Source organism: Burkholderia sp. KCJ3K979 (assembly GCF_016759955.1).
Classification (GTDB): domain Bacteria; phylum Pseudomonadota; class Gammaproteobacteria; order Burkholderiales; family Burkholderiaceae; genus Burkholderia; species Burkholderia orbicola.
Genome location: NZ_JACFYV010000032.1, coordinates 1 through 17,171, shown reverse-complemented (window position 1 = coordinate 17,171; position 17,171 = coordinate 1). Strand labels below are relative to the sequence as shown.

Annotated in this window: 12 protein-coding genes; 6 read left to right on the top strand and 6 right to left on the bottom strand. The window is 63.6% G+C overall.

From position 1 onward, the window contains the following. Positions 1-24 precede the first annotated feature (24 nt). A complete protein-coding gene (locus tag H3O04_RS10310; protein WP_027812231.1) occupies positions 25-687 on the top strand; it encodes an amino acid ABC transporter permease in 663 nt (220 codons plus the stop codon). A gap of 185 nt (positions 688-872) precedes the next feature. Here H3O04_RS10310 and trpS read toward each other — a convergent pair whose 3' ends face one another. After that, complete coding sequence (gene trpS, locus H3O04_RS10305) at positions 873-1,886, bottom strand: tryptophan--tRNA ligase (protein ID WP_202587626.1); 1,014 nt, start codon at positions 1,884-1,886, stop codon at positions 873-875. Between the two features lie 208 nt (positions 1,887-2,094). After that, entirely contained in the window at positions 2,095-2,250 is a 156-nt protein-coding gene (locus H3O04_RS10300; RefSeq protein WP_006481299.1) for a hypothetical protein, read from the bottom strand. 509 nt (positions 2,251-2,759) lie between these two features. On the opposite strand from H3O04_RS10300, the gene H3O04_RS10295 reads away from it, so the two are divergent. The 5 genes from H3O04_RS10295 to H3O04_RS10275 all read left to right on the top strand — a co-directional run bounded on the left by H3O04_RS10295 (position 2,760) and on the right by H3O04_RS10275 (position 10,224). Further along, positions 2,760-5,630, top strand: a complete 2,871-nt coding sequence (locus H3O04_RS10295; RefSeq protein WP_202587641.1) for a type VI secretion system Vgr family protein — start codon at positions 2,760-2,762, stop codon at positions 5,628-5,630. Positions 5,631-5,665: 35 nt separating this feature from the next. Next, positions 5,666-7,741 carry a phospholipase D-like domain-containing protein gene (locus H3O04_RS10290; RefSeq protein ID WP_202587625.1) on the top strand — a complete coding sequence of 692 codons (2,076 nt, stop codon included), beginning with the start codon at positions 5,666-5,668 and terminating at the stop codon, positions 7,739-7,741. Positions 7,742-7,848: 107 nt separating this feature from the next. After that, entirely contained in the window at positions 7,849-9,411 is a 1,563-nt protein-coding gene (locus H3O04_RS10285; protein ID WP_202587624.1) for a tetratricopeptide repeat protein, read from the top strand. A gap of 10 nt (positions 9,412-9,421) precedes the next feature. Continuing rightward, a complete protein-coding gene (locus H3O04_RS10280) occupies positions 9,422-9,724 on the top strand; it encodes a hypothetical protein (RefSeq protein ID WP_062885687.1) in 303 nt (100 codons plus the stop codon). After that, entirely contained in the window at positions 9,721-10,224 is a 504-nt protein-coding gene (locus tag H3O04_RS10275; protein WP_202587623.1) for a pentapeptide repeat-containing protein, read from the top strand. Before H3O04_RS10280 ends, H3O04_RS10275 begins: the two co-directional genes overlap by 4 nt. A gap of 220 nt (positions 10,225-10,444) precedes the next feature. On the opposite strand, the gene H3O04_RS10270 is transcribed toward H3O04_RS10275, so the two are convergent. The 4 genes from H3O04_RS10270 to H3O04_RS10255 all read right to left on the bottom strand — a co-directional run. Beyond that, positions 10,445-12,724 (bottom strand): FdhF/YdeP family oxidoreductase, encoded by a 2,280-nt coding sequence (locus H3O04_RS10270; RefSeq protein ID WP_202587622.1) that lies wholly within the window; start codon positions 12,722-12,724, stop codon positions 10,445-10,447. 124 nt (positions 12,725-12,848) lie between these two features. After that, positions 12,849-15,689, bottom strand: a complete 2,841-nt coding sequence (locus H3O04_RS10265; protein ID WP_202587621.1) for an ATP-dependent Clp protease ATP-binding subunit — start codon at positions 15,687-15,689, stop codon at positions 12,849-12,851. A gap of 634 nt (positions 15,690-16,323) precedes the next feature. Next, positions 16,324-16,593: a hypothetical protein gene (locus H3O04_RS10260; RefSeq protein WP_027812234.1), complete on the bottom strand. Its 270-nt coding sequence runs from the start codon at positions 16,591-16,593 to the stop codon at positions 16,324-16,326. Positions 16,594-16,697: 104 nt separating this feature from the next. After that, positions 16,698-17,171: family 1 encapsulin nanocompartment shell protein (locus tag H3O04_RS10255; RefSeq protein WP_202587620.1), on the bottom strand; the 474-nt coding region annotated here is incomplete at its 5' end.

Here is a 17,171-nt window from a genome sequence, read left to right as displayed (position 1 = left end):
GTCAGTGACTTGCCGGAGACCCTCATGCTGACTTTCCATCCCGATGTACTCGTGAACAACTTGCCGGAGATCGGCGCGGGTCTCGCGATGACCGTGGCGACCTGGGCGGCGAGTACGCTCGCCGGGGCGGCGATCGGTTTCGGTGCGGCGCTTGCGCAGCAGGCGGGCGGCCGCTTCGTACGCGCGGCGATTCGCGTCTATGTGGAGCTGTTCCGCGGCACGCCGTTTCTCGTGCAGCTCTTTCTGCTGTACTACGGCGGCCCCGCATTCGGATTGACGTTCGGTCCGTTGACGGCAGGTGTGGTCGGCCTTGCGCTCTATGCGGGTGCCTATTTCACCGAGGCATTTCGTTCCGGATTTTCAGCCGTGCCGCAGGGGCATGTCGAAGCGGCATCCTGTCTCGGCCTGAGCCGCTGGCAAACGACCTTTCGCGTGCAATTGCCGCAGATGATGGTGCTGATCCTGCCGGCGCTCACCAATCTGGCCATCGTGCTGAGCAAGGAAACCGCCGTCCTGTCGATCGTCACCGTACCGGAACTGACATTCGTGCTGACCGGTATCGGCTCGGCGAGCTTCGCGTTCGTCGAGACATTGCTCGCACTATCCGTGTGCTACCTGTTGCTTGTCGAAATGGCGACGTGGGCCGGCACGGCCGTCGAGCGTCGCGTCGCGCGACGGCTTGCATGATGCGATACACCGCGTCGCTTTGCTTCCCTTGATCCGGGCCGATTGCAGCATCGCGCAGCCGATCTTTTGCTTCGACGGAATGCCCGCGACGGAAGGTGTTCGAATCGTTGCCGGTTACGCTCCCTGTCGATGTTCATGTCGGGCGTGCATGGCGCGGTGGGTGCAATGCACGCCGGCATCGCCGCTCAATCGAAATACGTCAACCCCATCGCCCCCTTCACCTCCGCGAGCGTCGCCCCCGCCACTTCCCGTGCATGCAGCGTGCCGCGTTTCAGGATCGCCATCACTTCGGCCTTGTCGGCCTCGAACTCGCGACGGCGCGTACGGATCGGCTCGATCAGTGCCTGCAGCCGCTCGTTCAGCACGCGCTTGACGACGCTGTCGCCGAGGCCGCCGCGGCGATAGTGCGCCTTCAGCTCGTCGACCTTCGCCACGTCCGGCTCGAACGCATCGAGGAACGTGAACACGACGTTGCCCTCGATCTGGCCCGGGTCGCTCACGCGCAGGTGGTTCGGGTCGGTGTACATGTCCTTCACGGCCTGCGCGATCTCGTCCGGTGTCGAGCCGAGCGTGATCGCGTTGCCGAGCGACTTGCTCATCTTCGCCTTGCCGTCGATCCCCGGCAGCCGCGTGACCGCCGACAGCACGGCCTCGCACTCGACCAGCACCGGCTGCTCGACGGTCGCGTTGAAGCGGCGCACAAGTTCGTTGGTCTGCTCGATCATCGGCAACTGATCGTCGCCGACCGGCACGTGGGTCGCCTTGAACGCGGTGATGTCGGCCGCCTGGCTCACCGGGTAGGTCAGGAAGCCGGCCGGGATGTCGCGTTCGAACCCGCGCAGGCGGATTTCTTCCTTGATGGTCGGATTGCGTTCGAGGCGCGCGACCGTGACGAGGTTGAGCAGGTATTGCGACAGTTCGGCAAGCTCGGGCACCTGCGACTGTACGACGATCGTCGAGATCGCCGGATCGATGCCGACGGCGAGATAGTCGAGCGCGACCTCGATCACGTTTTCGGTGACGCGCTGGCGGCGGCCCATGTTGTCGGTCAGCGCCTGCGTATCGGCGAGCAGCAGGAATTGCGTCGCCTCGTGCTGTATCTGCACGCGTGCGCGCAGCGAGCCGATGTAGTGGCCGAGATGCAGCGGGCCGGTCGTGCGGTCGCCGGTGAGGATGATCGGGCGGGTGGGTTGCGTCATGGTCGTCGTTGGCTCCGGGTTGTCGAAGCCGCCAGCCATGACGTCAGCGCAGAAACGCAAATGCCGCCATGGCTGGCGGCATCACGTTTGGGACATGCAAAGGAAACGGGCCGCCTGGGTCAGGCGCGCCACCAGCAATGCACGATCGGCGAGGCAGGTTGGGTTTCCATCGCGGCAGTATAGCGTAGTGTGCGGTTGGCCGCGCGCGTCAGCGGATCACCGACTCCATCGCGAGGTAGGCGGTTTCGGCGGACGGCCACAGCAAATACAGCAGGCCGGCCATCAGCAGCCACGCGCCGGCGCGTACGAGCGGCGTGCGGTCTTTGTCGCGTGGGGGACGGGTGGGCTGCTTCGATTTCTTCATGCTTGCAGGCGCGGGGTGCGCCACTCCAACGGTTACTGCAACGGGTCGCGCGGGGGCGAGCCGGGGTGTTGCGGGGAAATGGGACATAAGTCCGTGGTTCGCCGTTTGACTGCAGTCGGTATGTGTGTCAGCCCGGCGCGCGACGATCCCGGTGGATCGGTCATGCGACACGCATGCTATCAGCTAGGCTGGCCGCGAACCGTAAAGAATTGTCCGGCAATGGCCTAGGCGCTGTGCGTTGAGATATGACGGCGTTTGCCGTCAATCATCCGAAAGAACATTAAAAGTTAATAAAATCAATGGATTGGTATTTATTTTATTGAAGGGGACGGATCGGCCGGCAACACATCGAGCATTCGTTGCACCTTCCATCGCGCTAACTAGCACGGCGCGATTGTTTTTGTGTGAACGTTGCACTTAAAATCGGTGACCAAATAATTAAGCGCAGGTGGCTTGGCGGTCTGAGAGCGCCGTTGCCGAATGCCCATTGACAAGTGAACGTGACCGAAATGCTGCGCGCCTTCGTTGGCGCGCTCGATCAGAACAATCGTGCGATCCGGTTTCATTGGGGCCGTCATCAGGATGCGCTGGCGCATGTCCTGGTGCCACAGAGCATCGATTTGACGGAAGGTCTCTGTGTCGGCATCGAAGGGCACCTGACCTGCCTGTCGTCACGCCCGGATCTGCCGCTCTCCGTCTTTCTGGGGTTGCCGCTTTCGGTGCAACTGATGACGGATCGAGGCAAGCCATATCCGATCAATGGGATCATCACAGATGTCCGCGCCGGTCAATCGGACGGCTCCCTCACGTGCGTACAACTGACATTGAGAGATGCGCTGAGTATTCTCGATCAGCGGATCAACAGCAGAACGTTCCGTTCGATGAGTGTTCCGGACATTCTGGAGACACTGCTGCACGAATGGCAGCAACGCAGTTCCGCGTTGGCGCAGGCTTTCGATTTCGAACTCGTGCTGGATCGCAACCAGTATCCAAAGCGCGAGCAGACGCGCCAGGCGGGTGAATCGGATGCGGCCTTCATTCGACGGCTGTGTCGACGCGACGGTATTTTCTGGTACACCCGGGCTGGCAAGCATGATGGTGCGGCCGCCGACACGCCGGTCCATACGCTCGTGTTCTGCGACGATCCGACGAAGCTGCCACAGGCGGCGGCAGGCCATGTGCCTTACCACCGGGGTACGCAGTCGCGGGAGCGTGACTCGGTCACGCTATGGTCCGCGGCCCGTGCGTTGACGCCCGGAAGTGTGCGGCGTGCCAGTTGGGATTACAAGACCGGCAGGATCGCGCAGTCTGAGCAGGAGACGATCGTCGATCAGGGCGAGGCGGGCAACGATCTTGCGAAGCTGCTGGCCGACTCGGTCATCGACGTTCCGCATGCGGCGGACTCGGATGCCGACCACGAGCGTTTGGCGAAGGCTCGGATTCTGGCACATGAGCATCGCGCCGAATGCGTGCATGCGTCGAGCGATGTCCGGGATGTCTCGCCGGGCTTCTGGTTCACGCTGGCTGGGCATCCGGAGGTCGATACCCGGCCCGAGGAGCAGCGGCAGTTCGTCGTTACCAGCTTGCACCACCGGGCGACCAACAATTTTTCGAAGGCGCTCGACGAGCGGGCCCAAGTGCTGTTTGCCGCGAGTCGCTGGAGTTTCGACGCGTTGCCGGTCGAAGAGGGGGCCGGGGTTCGCTACGAGAACACATTCGTTTGCGTGCGCCGCGGTGTGCCGCTGACACCTGCCTACGATCCGCGCGTCGATTTGCCGCCCGTGCATCCGTTTACCGCGAAAGTGGTTGGACAGGACGGCGAGGAAGTGCATTGCGACGAATTGGGGCGCATCAAGGTGCAGATTCTCGGTTTGCGCGCCGACGATCATGCCCATGCGCAAGGTGCCGGCACCAGCGGAACCGAGCGGGACAGCGCGTGGGTGAGATGGGTCAGCCCCTGGGCCGGGCCGAACTACGGCATGGACATGCTGCCGCGCGCGGGAATGGAAGTGCTGATCGACCATTTGCACGGCGACCCCGACAAGATGGTCGTGACCGGGGTGCTGCACGGCGGTCCCAACATGCCGACCACGTTCAGCCATACCGGTTCGCTTCCGGGCAATCGATATCTTTCCGGCATCAAGACCAAGGAGGTCAAGGCGGATCGCTACAACCAGTTGCGTTTCGACGATACACCTGGCCAGATCAGCAGTCAGCTTGCTAGCGAACATACCTATACCCAGCTGAACCTGGGCTACCTTACGGAGCCTCGAAACGATGGCAAGGGAGCGCCTCGCGGTGACGGTTTGGAGGCCAGAACCGATGCCCAGGCGGTCATTCGTGCCGCGAAGGGCGTCTACGTGACCGCGCAGCAGCAGGGGCGTGCCGAAGGCAAGATGCTCGAACGCACGGCATTGCAGACGTTGATCGAACAATTGCAGGAACTGGTACGAAACCTCGGTGATGCGTCCGCCGCGAACGACGCCGACAACACCGACCTCGCACGCATCGAGAAGATCACCTCGCAGATCAAAGGCTGGGATGCTGGCAGCAACGTTGATCAAGGTGGCGGCGGCTCCGGCGGTGCGCCGATGGTGGCAATCGAGGGGCCGGCCGGCGTGACCGTGGTTAGCCAGGACGCGATGGTGCTCGGGGCACAGACCAACATCGATGCGGTGAGTGCCGGCAACACGCAGATCAGCGTGGGACGTCGTCTGTTGATGCGCGTCGGCGATTGGATGAGCGCTTTCGCGGCCAAGGGCATGACGCTGGTGACGGCAGACGGGAAGCTGCGTATCGAGGCGCACAAGGAGGACGTGGTTGTGAAGGCCGCCAAGCGCATCATCCTGGAGGCAGGCGAAGAGATCGTGTTCCGCTCGCCGAAGGTCAATACGCAGGCGAGCGACGAAGCGTCGATCAATGGCGGGTCGAGCTACAGCCAGTGGAATGGCGGTGGCGTCGTGCATGGCACGAGCGGCGTATGGCGCGAACACGCGGCGTCGCACAGTCTCGTCGGGCCGGACAACAAGCCTGTGAAAGCGCCCGACCCCCTGACGTTCAAGGAGCTGGAGCAACAAGACAGCCTCGCGGTGGTGCTCCGTTCCCATCCCAACGACGGGCGGCCGCTTGCTTACGAGCCGTACACCCTTTACAAGGGAGCGGCCAAGATTGCGGACGGCGTGACCGACGAGCATGGTCAACTGATCATTGCGAATCACCAGAAGGGCACGTCTTCCTATACGGTCAAGCTGCACAACGGGCACGAGATCGAGGTGCCCGTGATGGAGGGAGGGTTGAGCGACGATGATCAACTGGCCGCGCAGGGATGGCGGGCAGTCGACGGCGATCCGGAATCGCGCCAGCGCCACGCACAGGGCTGACCGGCGATTCGCTACAGTTTTCGACGAGAAACGTGATGTCCGATACCAATACTCAAAACAAATCGAAGGCGCCGGTCGATGTCGACAAGCGTCAGGCGGTCGCCAGTGCGCAGTGGTTTCTGGAAAAGCAGGCGGACTACTACGCGCCGCCGTATGAAAAGAACAATATCGACGTATTCATTTGCGGAGAGGACGCGTTTACGCAGATTGCGGCCGACTTGAAGGCGGCCAAGCATAGTGTCGAAATCATTTGCTGGGGCTTTGACCCCGGGATGGAACTGATCCGCAAGGGCACGGTCTGGCCGCGAGGAGATACCTGGGGCGGGCTGCTGCGCGATGTCGCGGCCGGGAAATTCAATAACGGCAAGCCGGTGCAAGTTCGCTTGCTCTCGTGGTATGGCTTCATCGGTAGTCTCGGTTCGAACAACATGCCGGGCCACAGCAGCGGGCGTTTGAACTATGAAGAAAAGATGGCCATGATGGTCGGCGCCGCAGGTGGCATCTATTTGCCGACCGACAAGTCACCTCAACCGCAGACGCCTCAGGAGCGACGTGAGGACTTCAATGCGCGGTGGTACGACGATGCGTTTGCGGGGCGATTGCCCAACCTGTCGGTGCGCACCCGAGATGGCAACAGCAAGGCGGTTCACGAAAGTCTGGCGGGCGAGCCGGGCAAACGCGATTTCACGGAAGTGCTGGGCTTGGAGAAAGTGGCCACGGATCACCAGAAGACCATTCTGATCGACTACGAGTACGAAGGCGGTGCGCACGCAGTCGGCTATGTAATGGGTTTGAACAGTGTGACCGACTATTGGGACACCCAGCAGCACCTTTTCTGTGATCCACGTCGCGGTGAGTCATGGGAAGGGGCAAACGATGCTCAGCCGGGTCTGAAGCCTTTCCAGGATTACGCTAGCCGTATTCGGGGTGAAGCGTTGGTGGCGGTGAGCAAGAACTTCACCGATGCATGGAATCGCGCCAAGGGCAAGGGCGCGAACGTGTCGAGAACGCACGATTTCAAAAAGGTTCCTGCGCGCTTGACGCAGAATCTCGGTACGCCGTGCCAGCGGGCGCAAATCGTCCGTACCCAACCCGAAGAAAAGGACAAATCCGTCAAGGCGTTGTATGAGCAGGCGACGTCCTTTGCAAGAAGCTATATCTACGTCGAGAACCAGTATTTTCAGTACACGGAGTGGCCGAAAAAGCTGAAGGAATGGCGAGCCGAGTTCCTTTCGCGCAGCCAGGCAGCCGGACGGGGGCCGAAGGACATACCGAACCTGCACGTGATGGTTGTCATTCCGACGCCTGAGCGGATACAAATGGTGCCCCGTACTTACGATACGGTTAAGGTTCTGGGTCACGGTACCTCCATGCCCAATCAGGACAAGGCGGTCGAGGACGAGCTCGCCCGCAATCGACAGCAGCAGGCGGACTGGGATGCCTATGTCAAACGGCAGAAGGCGAGTGGCGAGGGAATTGATCCCGATCGCTACCCTGTACCGCTTTCGCCTGCGGCGCAAAGCGCCAAGGATCTTGGCGATAAAGCGTCTCTTGCGAAATCGCTCGATCAAATGGGCATTCGCACGCTAGTGGGTAGCCTGTGGACCTTTGATCGCAATTGGCGCAATTCCAAATTGAATACCGAGACGGCGAAGCAGCAGGCTGGTTGGGATGAATATGTGAAGAAGCAGCAAGCTAAGGGCGAATTGCCTGATCCGGATCTGGCGCCGATGCTGCCGCTGCCGGCGCAGTCGATTGCGGCTCGGTACAGAGAAATCTATATCCACAGCAAACTGTTGCTGATCGACGATAGTTTCTTCACGCTGGGTAGCGCCAACTTGAATTTGCGGAGCATGGCGGTTGATGCGGAGATCAATGTGGGCAGTGATGATCGTGCCAAGAGTACCGATTTGCGTAAGCGGGTTTGGAAGCTTCATACCGGCGGCAAACATGATGGCAGCGACGGTAGCCCCGATGCCGTCAAGGAAACATTCATGAAGTGGCAGAAGCTCATGGATTCCAATGCCATGCAAAGAAAGCGAGGTCTGGAACTGTCGGGTTTCCTAATGGCGTTCCAAGACGAGCGTACGTCGAGCGTTCGGCTGGCTTAATGCGCGACCAAATCATGCGAGTTTCGATGAGTTCTACAACTTCTATGTGTTTGCGCCTGGCGGGCGCGCTTTCTCTTTCTCTGTTTTTTGCATGTACGGCTTGCTCGATGAACGATTCTCTTCCACGAAATATGTCGCTCGACGCTTTCAATCCACATCGCGAATCGTTTGAGTGCGTGCATGAAGCTGCCGTGGTTCCGCCTGTTGATCCGGAGGCCGATCGCTGGAATCAGCAGGCGATGGAAAAGACGAGTGCGTTGCTGTGGCCGAACCAGCGCGATTATGCGGGTGCCGTCGCGCTGTGGAGCAAGGCTGCCGAGCGCAAGCACTGGAAAGCCATGCTGAACCTGGCAAATGCCTATGCGCAGGGGCTGGGTGTCGATCGCAACAGTGAGCGTGCCGTGCAGATCACTGAGCAGGCGATGAAATTGGGTATTCCTGCGGCCTACGATCTGATGGGGACTTATCACATGAACGGGGTCGGGGTGAAGCAGGATCCCAGCCGTGCGTTCGCGTTCTGGCAACTTGCTGCGGACAAAGGCAGCCCAAGCGCTATGGCTTATTTGGGTAGCAAGCTTGACGCTGTCTACGATGACCCGAAGTCCGGTTTCTGGGGCAATCGGAAGGTTGCCCTCAAAATGCTTGAATGTGCATTCGCTCAAGGGAGCGGAGACGCGGCGTATGCTCTTGGAACCACGCTCGTTGGTTCCGACAAATCGCTCGGCGAAGACAACGTGCGAGCTCTCAAGGTTCTGCACGAAGGCGTGAAATACGGGAGTGCCAAGAGTGCGGCGTATCTCTTCGGTGCATTTGACGATGGCGATCCCGTCGTCGGCAATGTGAAGGATCGTGCCCGCGCCGAACGCTACAGCGTCCTTGCCGACCGCCTCGAGCGCGACCCCGACCTGCGTCTGCCGAATCTGGACAAGGTCGTGCCGCTGCCGCCCGCCAAGCTGCCCAAGTGGGATGGCAACAAAGAGACGTTGATCGACGCGGCGAAAGCGGTGACGTCCGTGCCGGTATCGCCGGTCAAACCTGCGGCGCACCCCGTGTCGCTGCGTACGGGGCGCGCGCACGTGCCTGATGGCTACATGCTGCCGGAGAAGCCGCAGGTTGCCGTTCCTCCGCAGGCGGAAACGACGGCTGCTCCTGTCGGTGGTTACTGGCTCGCTCAGCTGAAGTATCCGAGCGCCGAACGTCACTTCGCATGGAATGCGGCTCAGGTACCGATGCATTACCGGAATGATGAACTGTTCGATCGGAGTCGCCCCGGCCTGATGCCCGAGGACGGTCGCATCTTCTTCCACTATGTCGGCGATGCGATTCCGATGCCCGTGCAATCGGCGGAATCGCATCCGCGTGTGACACAGGGCATTGCGCGCGCCGCCGAATTTCCCGACCCGGCTATCCGGTGTCGCGGCATCCGCACGTGCCCGGTGACCGGTATTTGGCAGGCTGTGGTGGCGGACGATCATCCTCGGGCGGCCACGTTCAATCAGTGGTATCGCCAGGCCTATGTGTTGCAAGGTGACGCGTTTCCCGATCCACGGGTCATGCATCTGGACGTATCGCCGGCGGACGTGACGTGGACGTGGTGGAACGAAGCCAATCACCTTGGATTTGCGAAGCTGCCTCAGGTCAGCCTCGGCAACCCTTCCGAGAACGCTTGACGGAGCAGAGATGCGCAAATCGACGATTGCCGCGACGGTGTGTGTCGGAGGGATGATCTTGGCTGCCTGGGGGGCGGTTGCAACAATGGGGGCCGTGGCCCAGATCAGCGGAGGTAGCTACGGTTCGCACGATGTAGGCGATTTCGCGATCGAGAATTTCCTGTTTCTCGGTCCGTTACTGGCGTTGGGTGGGCTGGTCGCATGGTTCGCCAGCCGGAGTTCGGCAACCTCCGACGACGAGGGCGGTGAACAGCCTTCGGGCAAGGATGAGCGCGATCCGGCTGCTCTCGCGCACCGGGACGCAGACCGATGAGCAGTGCTGACATCATCTACAAGCACGATCAGTGGCGCAAGGGCGCGGGCGGTATACCCGCAGGACTGTCTGGTCAGGCAGACAGCTCGGCCTATGCCGGCCTCGATCTGGGTCTCGCGCAATTTGCCGATAGCAGTTTCAGCGGTAGCAGCTTCGCCGGAACGTCATTCCGGCAGGCCGGCTGGACGGGTTGCCGGTTCTCGGCATGCACGTTTACCGGTTGCGATTTTGCAGAGATTGCGATTTCCGGATGTACATTCATGGATTGTAGCTTCAATGACGCCGCTTTTCAGGGCAGCACTTTCAACGGTGTGAAATTTCTCGGATGCAAGTGGAACGGCGTCAGGTTCGACGGCAACACATGGCATTCGGTGCAGGTGCTGGACTGTACCGGCACCACGGTTGAAGCTCATGGCCTCAAGGGACTCGACGTCGACTTCACCGGAAGCTATTTCGAGCATCTGGCTTTCGAGGATACGGAAATCAACGGCGGACATTGAGTTGAGACGGCTACCGTTGCGGGGGGCGTCGACACAGTGGTGAGTCGGCCAGCGACGGTTACCTGCTCCATCTGGGCGGCGCGATAAGCCCGTCGTCGTCCGACGCGATCAAATGAAACGGCCGCCGCATCGGTTACGATGCGACGGCCGCGAGCGCGAAGCGCAGGGTAGCAGGCGGGCCGAAGGAGCGACATGTGCCGCACCCCCGCCCGCCCGTGGATCACACCACCGCCGAGCGCGCGACGCGCACCGGCACCGACTTGTACGACGGCGTGCCGCTTTCCTTGTCGATGTAGTCCAGCGGCACGAGCACGTTCGCTTCCGGGTAGTACGCGCCGACCGAGCCCGGCGCGATGTCGTACTCGATCGCGGTGATCTTCTCGAGGCGCAGCGTGCGGCCCGACGCCGTGACCGTCTCGATGTCGACGAGGTCGCCGTGTTCGAGCCCGTACTTCTCGAGATCGGCTGCGTTCATGAACAGCACGTCACGCCGGCCGAACACGCCGCGATAGCGATCGTCGAGCCCGTAGATCGTCGTGTTGTACTGATCGTGGCTGCGCAGCGTGATCAAACGCAGCACCTGCTCGGCGCCGAGCACGTCCGCGTCCTCCTTCACGCCCTTGTAGACCGAGAACATCGCCTTGCCGGTCGGCGTCGGCCACACGCGCTCGGTGGGCGGCAGCGGCAGGCGGAAGCCGCCCGGCGTGCGGATGCGCTCGTTGAAGGCCTCGAAGCCGGATACGGTCTTGTCGATCAGGTCGCGGATGCGGTCGTAGTCGGCGATCAGGTCGAGCCACGCGACCTTGCTGTTCGGCAGCGTCGCATGCGCGATGCCGGCCACGATCGCGGGCTCCGAGCGCAACTGGTCCGACGCGGGCTTGAGCTTGCCGGCCGACGCATGGACCATCGACATCGAATCCTCGACGGTGATCGACTGCCGGCCGGTGGCCTGCATGTCGAGCTCGGTGCGGCCGAGCACCGGCAGGATGAAGGTTTCCTTGCCGACCAGCAGGTGCGAGCGGTTCAGCTTGGTGCCGAGATGCACGCTCAGGTCGAGCTTCGCCATCGCGGGGAACGACAGCTCGGGATCAGGCAGCGCGACCGCGAAGTTGCCGCCGAGGCACAGCAGCGCCTTCGCGGTGCCGTCGATCATCGCCTGCATGGCCTGCACCGTGTCGTGCCCGTGCTGCGCGGGCGGCGTGAAGCCGCACACGTCCTCGATCTTCTTCAGGAATTCGGCCGACGGCTTCTCGGTGATGCCGACCGTGCGGTTGCCCTGCACGTTCGAATGGCCGCGCAGCGGGCACACGCCGGCACCGGGCTTGCCGATGTTGCCGCGCATCAGCAGCAGGTCGGCGATCAGGCGTACGGTGGCCGTGCCCTTGTTGTGCTGCGTGACGCCCATCCCGTACGTGACGATCGTCGCGTTCGACTTCGCATACGCGAGCGCGACCTGTTCGAGCTGTTCCTGGCTCAGGCCGCTCGCGCGCTCGATGTCGTCCCACGACGTGGCTTCGAGGTCGGCCGAGAACGCGTCGAAGCCGTTGGTGTGCTGCGCGATGAAGTCGCGGTCGAGCACGCCGCCTTGCTCGGCTTCGAGCTTCAGCAGCGCCTTCATGATGCCCTTCAGCGCGGCCGCGTCACCGCCCGCGTCCACCTGGTAGTACGTCGACGCGATCCGCGTGGAGCCGAACGACGCCATCTCGATCATGTCCTGCGGATCGGCAAAGCGTTCGAGCGCGCGCTCGCGCAGCGGGTTGAACACGATGATCGGCACGTTGCGGCGCGCGCACTCGTGCAGCGTGCCCATCATCCGCGGATGGTTCGTGCCGGGATTGTGGCCGATCGAGATGATCAGCTCGCAGTGGTCGAAATCCTCCAGCGACACGGTGCCCTTGCCGATGCCGATCGACTGCGGCAGGCCGACGCTGGTCGGCTCGTGGCACATGTTCGAGCAATCCGGGAAGTTGTTGGTGCCGAGCTCGCGCGCGAACAACTGATACAGGTACGCGGCTTCGTTCGACGCGCGGCCCGACGTGTAGAACTCGACCTGCTCGGGCGGCAGCGCGCGCAGCACTTCGCCGATGCGCGCGAAGGCGTCGTCCCATTCGATCGCGCGGAACGTGTCGGTCGCGCGGTCGTAGACGAGCGGATGCGTGAGCCGGCCCATGTTCTCCAGTTCGTAGTCCGACATGCGCAGCAGCGACGACACGGTGTTCGCCGCGAAGAACTCGGGCGTCACGCGCTTGGTCGTCGCTTCCCACGTGACGGCCTTCGCGCCGTTCTCGCAGAACTGGAACGTCGACTTGTGTTCCTTGTCCGGCCACGCGCAGCCGGGGCAGTCGAAGCCGTCGGGCTGGTTGGTCCGCATCAGCACGATCGGCGCCTCGATGGTTTCCATCTGCGTGCGCACCGCATCGGCTGTCGCGCGAAGCGCGCCCCAACCGCCGGCGGGCCCATCGTATTTCCTGATGCCTGGCACTTCGCGTCGATTTGTCATGGTGAATCTCCAATAGCCGGGCCCGGTGCGGGTGGCTCGGTTGCGCCGTGTCGCGGCGTGGGGCGGCTCCGTCCGGCGGACGGAGCCGATCATGCGTGCCCCGGGTTGCAGGGCAAGCGTTGTTTTAGTGTGCGTCCTTCTTCGCGCCGGACGACTTCTTGCCGGGCTTCGCCGCGGGCGGCGGAGCGTCGGCGGGCGTGTCGTCCTTCTTCGCGTCTGCTGCTGCCTTGGCGCCCTTGCCGTTGGGTTTGGCCTTGCCGTCGGCGTCCGGTTTCGCGTCCTTCGTATCCTTCGCTTCAGGCGCGGCGAGCGTGTTGAACTTCACTTCGTCGCTGTCCTTGTCGTAGTCGACCTCGCACTTGTCGCCCGATTTCAGCCGGTCGGCGAGGATCTCCTTCGCGAGCCGCGTCTCGATCGTCTGGCGGATCTGGCGTTTCAACTCGCGCGCGCCGAATTCCGGCTGGTAGCCGACTTCGGTCAGGTGGTCGACGAGCGAGCTGCCCATCACGAGCGTGATGTCCTGCGCGGCGGCGGTACGCACCACGCGATCGAGCTGGATCTGCACGATCGAGCGGATGTTGTCCTTCGACAGCGCGTGGAAGACGATCACCTCGTCGATCCGGTTCAGGAACTCGGGCCGGAAATGCCCTTTCAGCACCTGCATCAGTTCCTCGCGGATCGCCTTGTCGGTCTTGCGCGCGGCTTCCGGCTGCGTGAGGTTGTCCATGATGATCGCCGCGCCGAGGTTGCTGGTCGCGATGATGATCGTGTTGCTGAAATCGACCACGCGACCCTTGCCGTCGGTGAGACGCCCGTCGTCGAACACCTGCAGCAGCACGTTGTAGACGTCCGGATGCGCCTTCTCGATCTCGTCGAGCAGGATCACGCTGTACGGGCGGCGCCGCACGCGCTCGGTGAGCTGGCCGCCTTCGTCGTAGCCGACGTAGCCGGGCGGCGCGCCGATCAGCCGCGCGACCGCGTGGCGCTCCATGTATTCGGACATGTCGATGCGGATGATCGCCTGCTCGTCGCCGAACACGGTCTCGGCCAGCGCCTTCGCGAGCTCGGTCTTGCCGACCCCCGTCGGCCCGAGGAACAGGAACGTCGCGATCGGCCGGTGGGTCTGGCCGAGCCCCGCGCGCGACAGCCGCACGGCATCGCTGACGGCGACCACCGCATCGCTCTGGCCGACCACGCGCTCGCGCAACTGCTCTTCCATCTTCAGCAGCTTCTGGCGTTCTTCCTGCGTGAGTTCGGACACCGGGATGCCGGTGAGCCGCGACACGACCTCGGCCACCGATTCGACGGTCACCTCGAGCGTCTCCGAGCCGGTCTTGCGCTGCCACGCCTCCATCATCTCGTCCACGGCCTTCCGCTTCGCATTGATCTGCTCTTCGAACTGCTTCGCTTCGTCGAAGCGCTTGCGCGAGGTCGCGTAGTCCTGCTCGCGCTTCAGTTGCGCGATCTGCGCTTCGCCTTCCTGAATGTCGACCGGGCGCGAGGTCGCGCCGATCCGCACGCGCGCGGCGGCCTGGTCGATTAGGTCAATCGCCTTGTCGGGCAGGAAGCGCGACGTGATGTAGCGGTCGGCGAATTCGGCGGCCGCGACGAACGCGTCGTCGGCGAACGTCACCTGGTGGTGCGCCTCGAGGCTGTCGCGCAGCCCGCGCAGGATCACGATCGTCTGCTCGACGCTCGGCTCCGGCACGAACACGGGCTGGAAGCGGCGTTCGAGCGCGGCGTCCTTCTCGATGTATTTCTGGTATTCGTTGAGCGTCGTCGCGCCGATCAGGCTCAGTTCGCCGCGCGCGAGCGCGGGCTTCAGCACGTTCGCGATGTCGAGGCCGCCTTCGCCGCCGCCCTGGCCCGCGCCGACGATCGTGTGCAGCTCGTCGATGAACAGGATCAGTTCGTCCTGCTTCGCGGTCACCTCGTCGATCAGCTGCTTCGCGCGTTCCTCGAATTCGCCGCGATACTTCGCGCCGGCCACCATCGAGTTGATGTTGACTTCGACGAGCCGCTTGTCGCGCAGCACTTCGGGCACGTCGCCGTTGACGATCCGCTGCGCGAGGCCCTCGACGATCGCCGTCTTGCCGACGCCTGGCTCGCCGATCAGCACCGGGTTGTTCTTCTTGCGGCGCGCGAGCACCTCGATCGTGCTCTCGATTTCCTGCGCGCGGCCGAGCACCGGATCGAGCTTGCCCTGGCGCGCGATCGCGGTGAGGTCGCGGCCGAACTTGTCGAGATTCGGCGTGCCGGTCGGCGCATCGACGCGGCCGTCCTCCGCGCCCTTGCCGACCACTTTCACGACCTTCTGGCGCAGCGCCTCGGGCGTCACGCCGTATTTCTTCAGCAGCGTGCCGGCGACGCTGTCCGGCACCGATGCGAGCCCGATCAGCAGGTGTTCGGGGCCGATGTACGAGTGGCCGAGATCGCGCGACGCCTGGAACGCGTACTGCACGGCCTTCTTCACGCGCGGCGAGATCGACAGCTTGTCGAGCGGCGCATCGGGGTCGGCCGTGCCGGTGTGCGCATGCGCGTCGATGTACGACTTGATGTCCTCCGGCGACAGCTTCAGTTCCTTCAGCAGCGCGGCGCACACGTCGGTGTCCGCGAGCGCGTACAGCAGGTGTTCGGAATCGAGCTCGCTGCGGCGCAGTTCATGCGCCTTCTCGGCCGCGCGCTGCAGCAGTTCGAGCGTCTGTTCGCTGAATGCGTCGGTCGGGTCGACCGATTCGCGCGGAATCTCCGCGGCGAGCGGCGAGTCGTCGCCGAGGCCGCCGAACAGCGACGACGGTCCGCCACCGCCCAGCAGCGAATCGAACGGATTCAGCATGCTCTGATGCCGCATCAGCTGTCGGAAGTGGTAATCGCAGATCGAGATCGTCTTGCGCTCGCCGTCCTGCATCACGGTGGCGCGCGCGACGGCCGGCCGGGCGTGACAGATATCGCAAAGTGCGGGCATGGTGGTCTGGCTCCTGTCGGTGAAGGTGGGTCGAAGGGTGAAGCCCGATGCGGTGCGGCGCTCGCGCGTCCGGATCGCGACCGCACGACGCGCACGGCACACACCGCGGCGGCGCGCGTGCCGCACCGGTGCGATCGCGCAGCGCGCGCCGGCGTGGCGTACGGTCGCGGTCGGGGCGGGAGGCGCGAGCGCTGAGAGGAGCCCACGGCATCGCTTCGACTGCGTTCAAAATAGCGAATCGGCGCGGGCCATCCAAGACACAGTTCCCTGCCGGGCCGGCCGTGAATTGCACCCTCACATGGGCGTGCGATCCGGCGCCAAGGAGTACAGACGCGCACGCGCGCGGCGGCGCGGGCATGCGCGGCGCGTACGGCTTGCGATGGAAGGGGACAGCAAGGGGTGGCGCGCGAACAGGGCGAGGTGCGACATCGGCGCGCAGGGCGCAGGCAGCCGGCAAACGGGGGAGACGGGACGCAGGACGCGACGCAAGCCGGTGCGCGACGCGCGGGGCTGGCGCGAAGCGGTTACGGCCGGCTCCGCACGCACCGCAGCCGATGCGTGCCGGGGGGGCGGCGAGGGCGAAGACGGGTTGCACGGTACGCGCCGGACATCGCGCAACCGTGGTGAACCGCGATCAGTCCGACAGATTCATCGCGAGCCGTTGCCGGGCGATCTGCTTCACGTCGGCCGACAGCGCCGCATTCTGCAGACCATTGGCCCAGACGGAGAACGAATCCTCGATCAGGTTGCGCGTGTCGGGCGGCAGCTCGGCCAGCATCAGCGACACGACGGTAAACAGCACGGCGGTGTCGCCGGCCTGGCTGCCCGCATTCGCGTCGACCGTCTGCTTCAGGGTAGCGACGGACGCCTGCAGCGCCTGTAATGCGTCATTCGATTCGCTCATGACATCCTCCATGCAAGATGGGCTGGATCGGCGACGAACCCGCGGCCGGCGGTGCGGGCGTCGCGCGCGACGCCCGGGCGGGCATCGCGCGCCGGCAACCGCGCTCAGGCGGCCGCGTTGCCCTGCGGCGCCACGGCCACCGATGCTTCGCTCGTCAGCATCAGGAACGTGAACGTTTCGCGCAGGTACAGGCGGACGCCCTTGTCGGTGTGGCTCGTGTAGCCGATCGACACGTCTTCCCCGAGGTGCAGCTCGTAATCGCCGCCGCGCGTGGACAGCACGCAGCCGCCGCTGATCGCCGGCGCCCAGATGATCTCGCCGCTGACGATGCGTTTGATATGGCCGAGGACCGGATAGCCCTGGTCGCGCGCTTCGCTGAGCGCGGTGTATGCGTCCGAACCGAGCACGACCGAGTACGGGCCGTCGACGCCGGCGAGGCGCAGCGCTTCCAGCGCGTCGCTGATCGCGTCCGGATAGGCGCCGACGTCGGCCGGCAGCGTGAGCCGGCGGTTCGACGTGCCTTCGCGGATGCCGACGATGCCGGCTGCCGGGTAGCCGTCGAAGATTGCGTTGTCTTC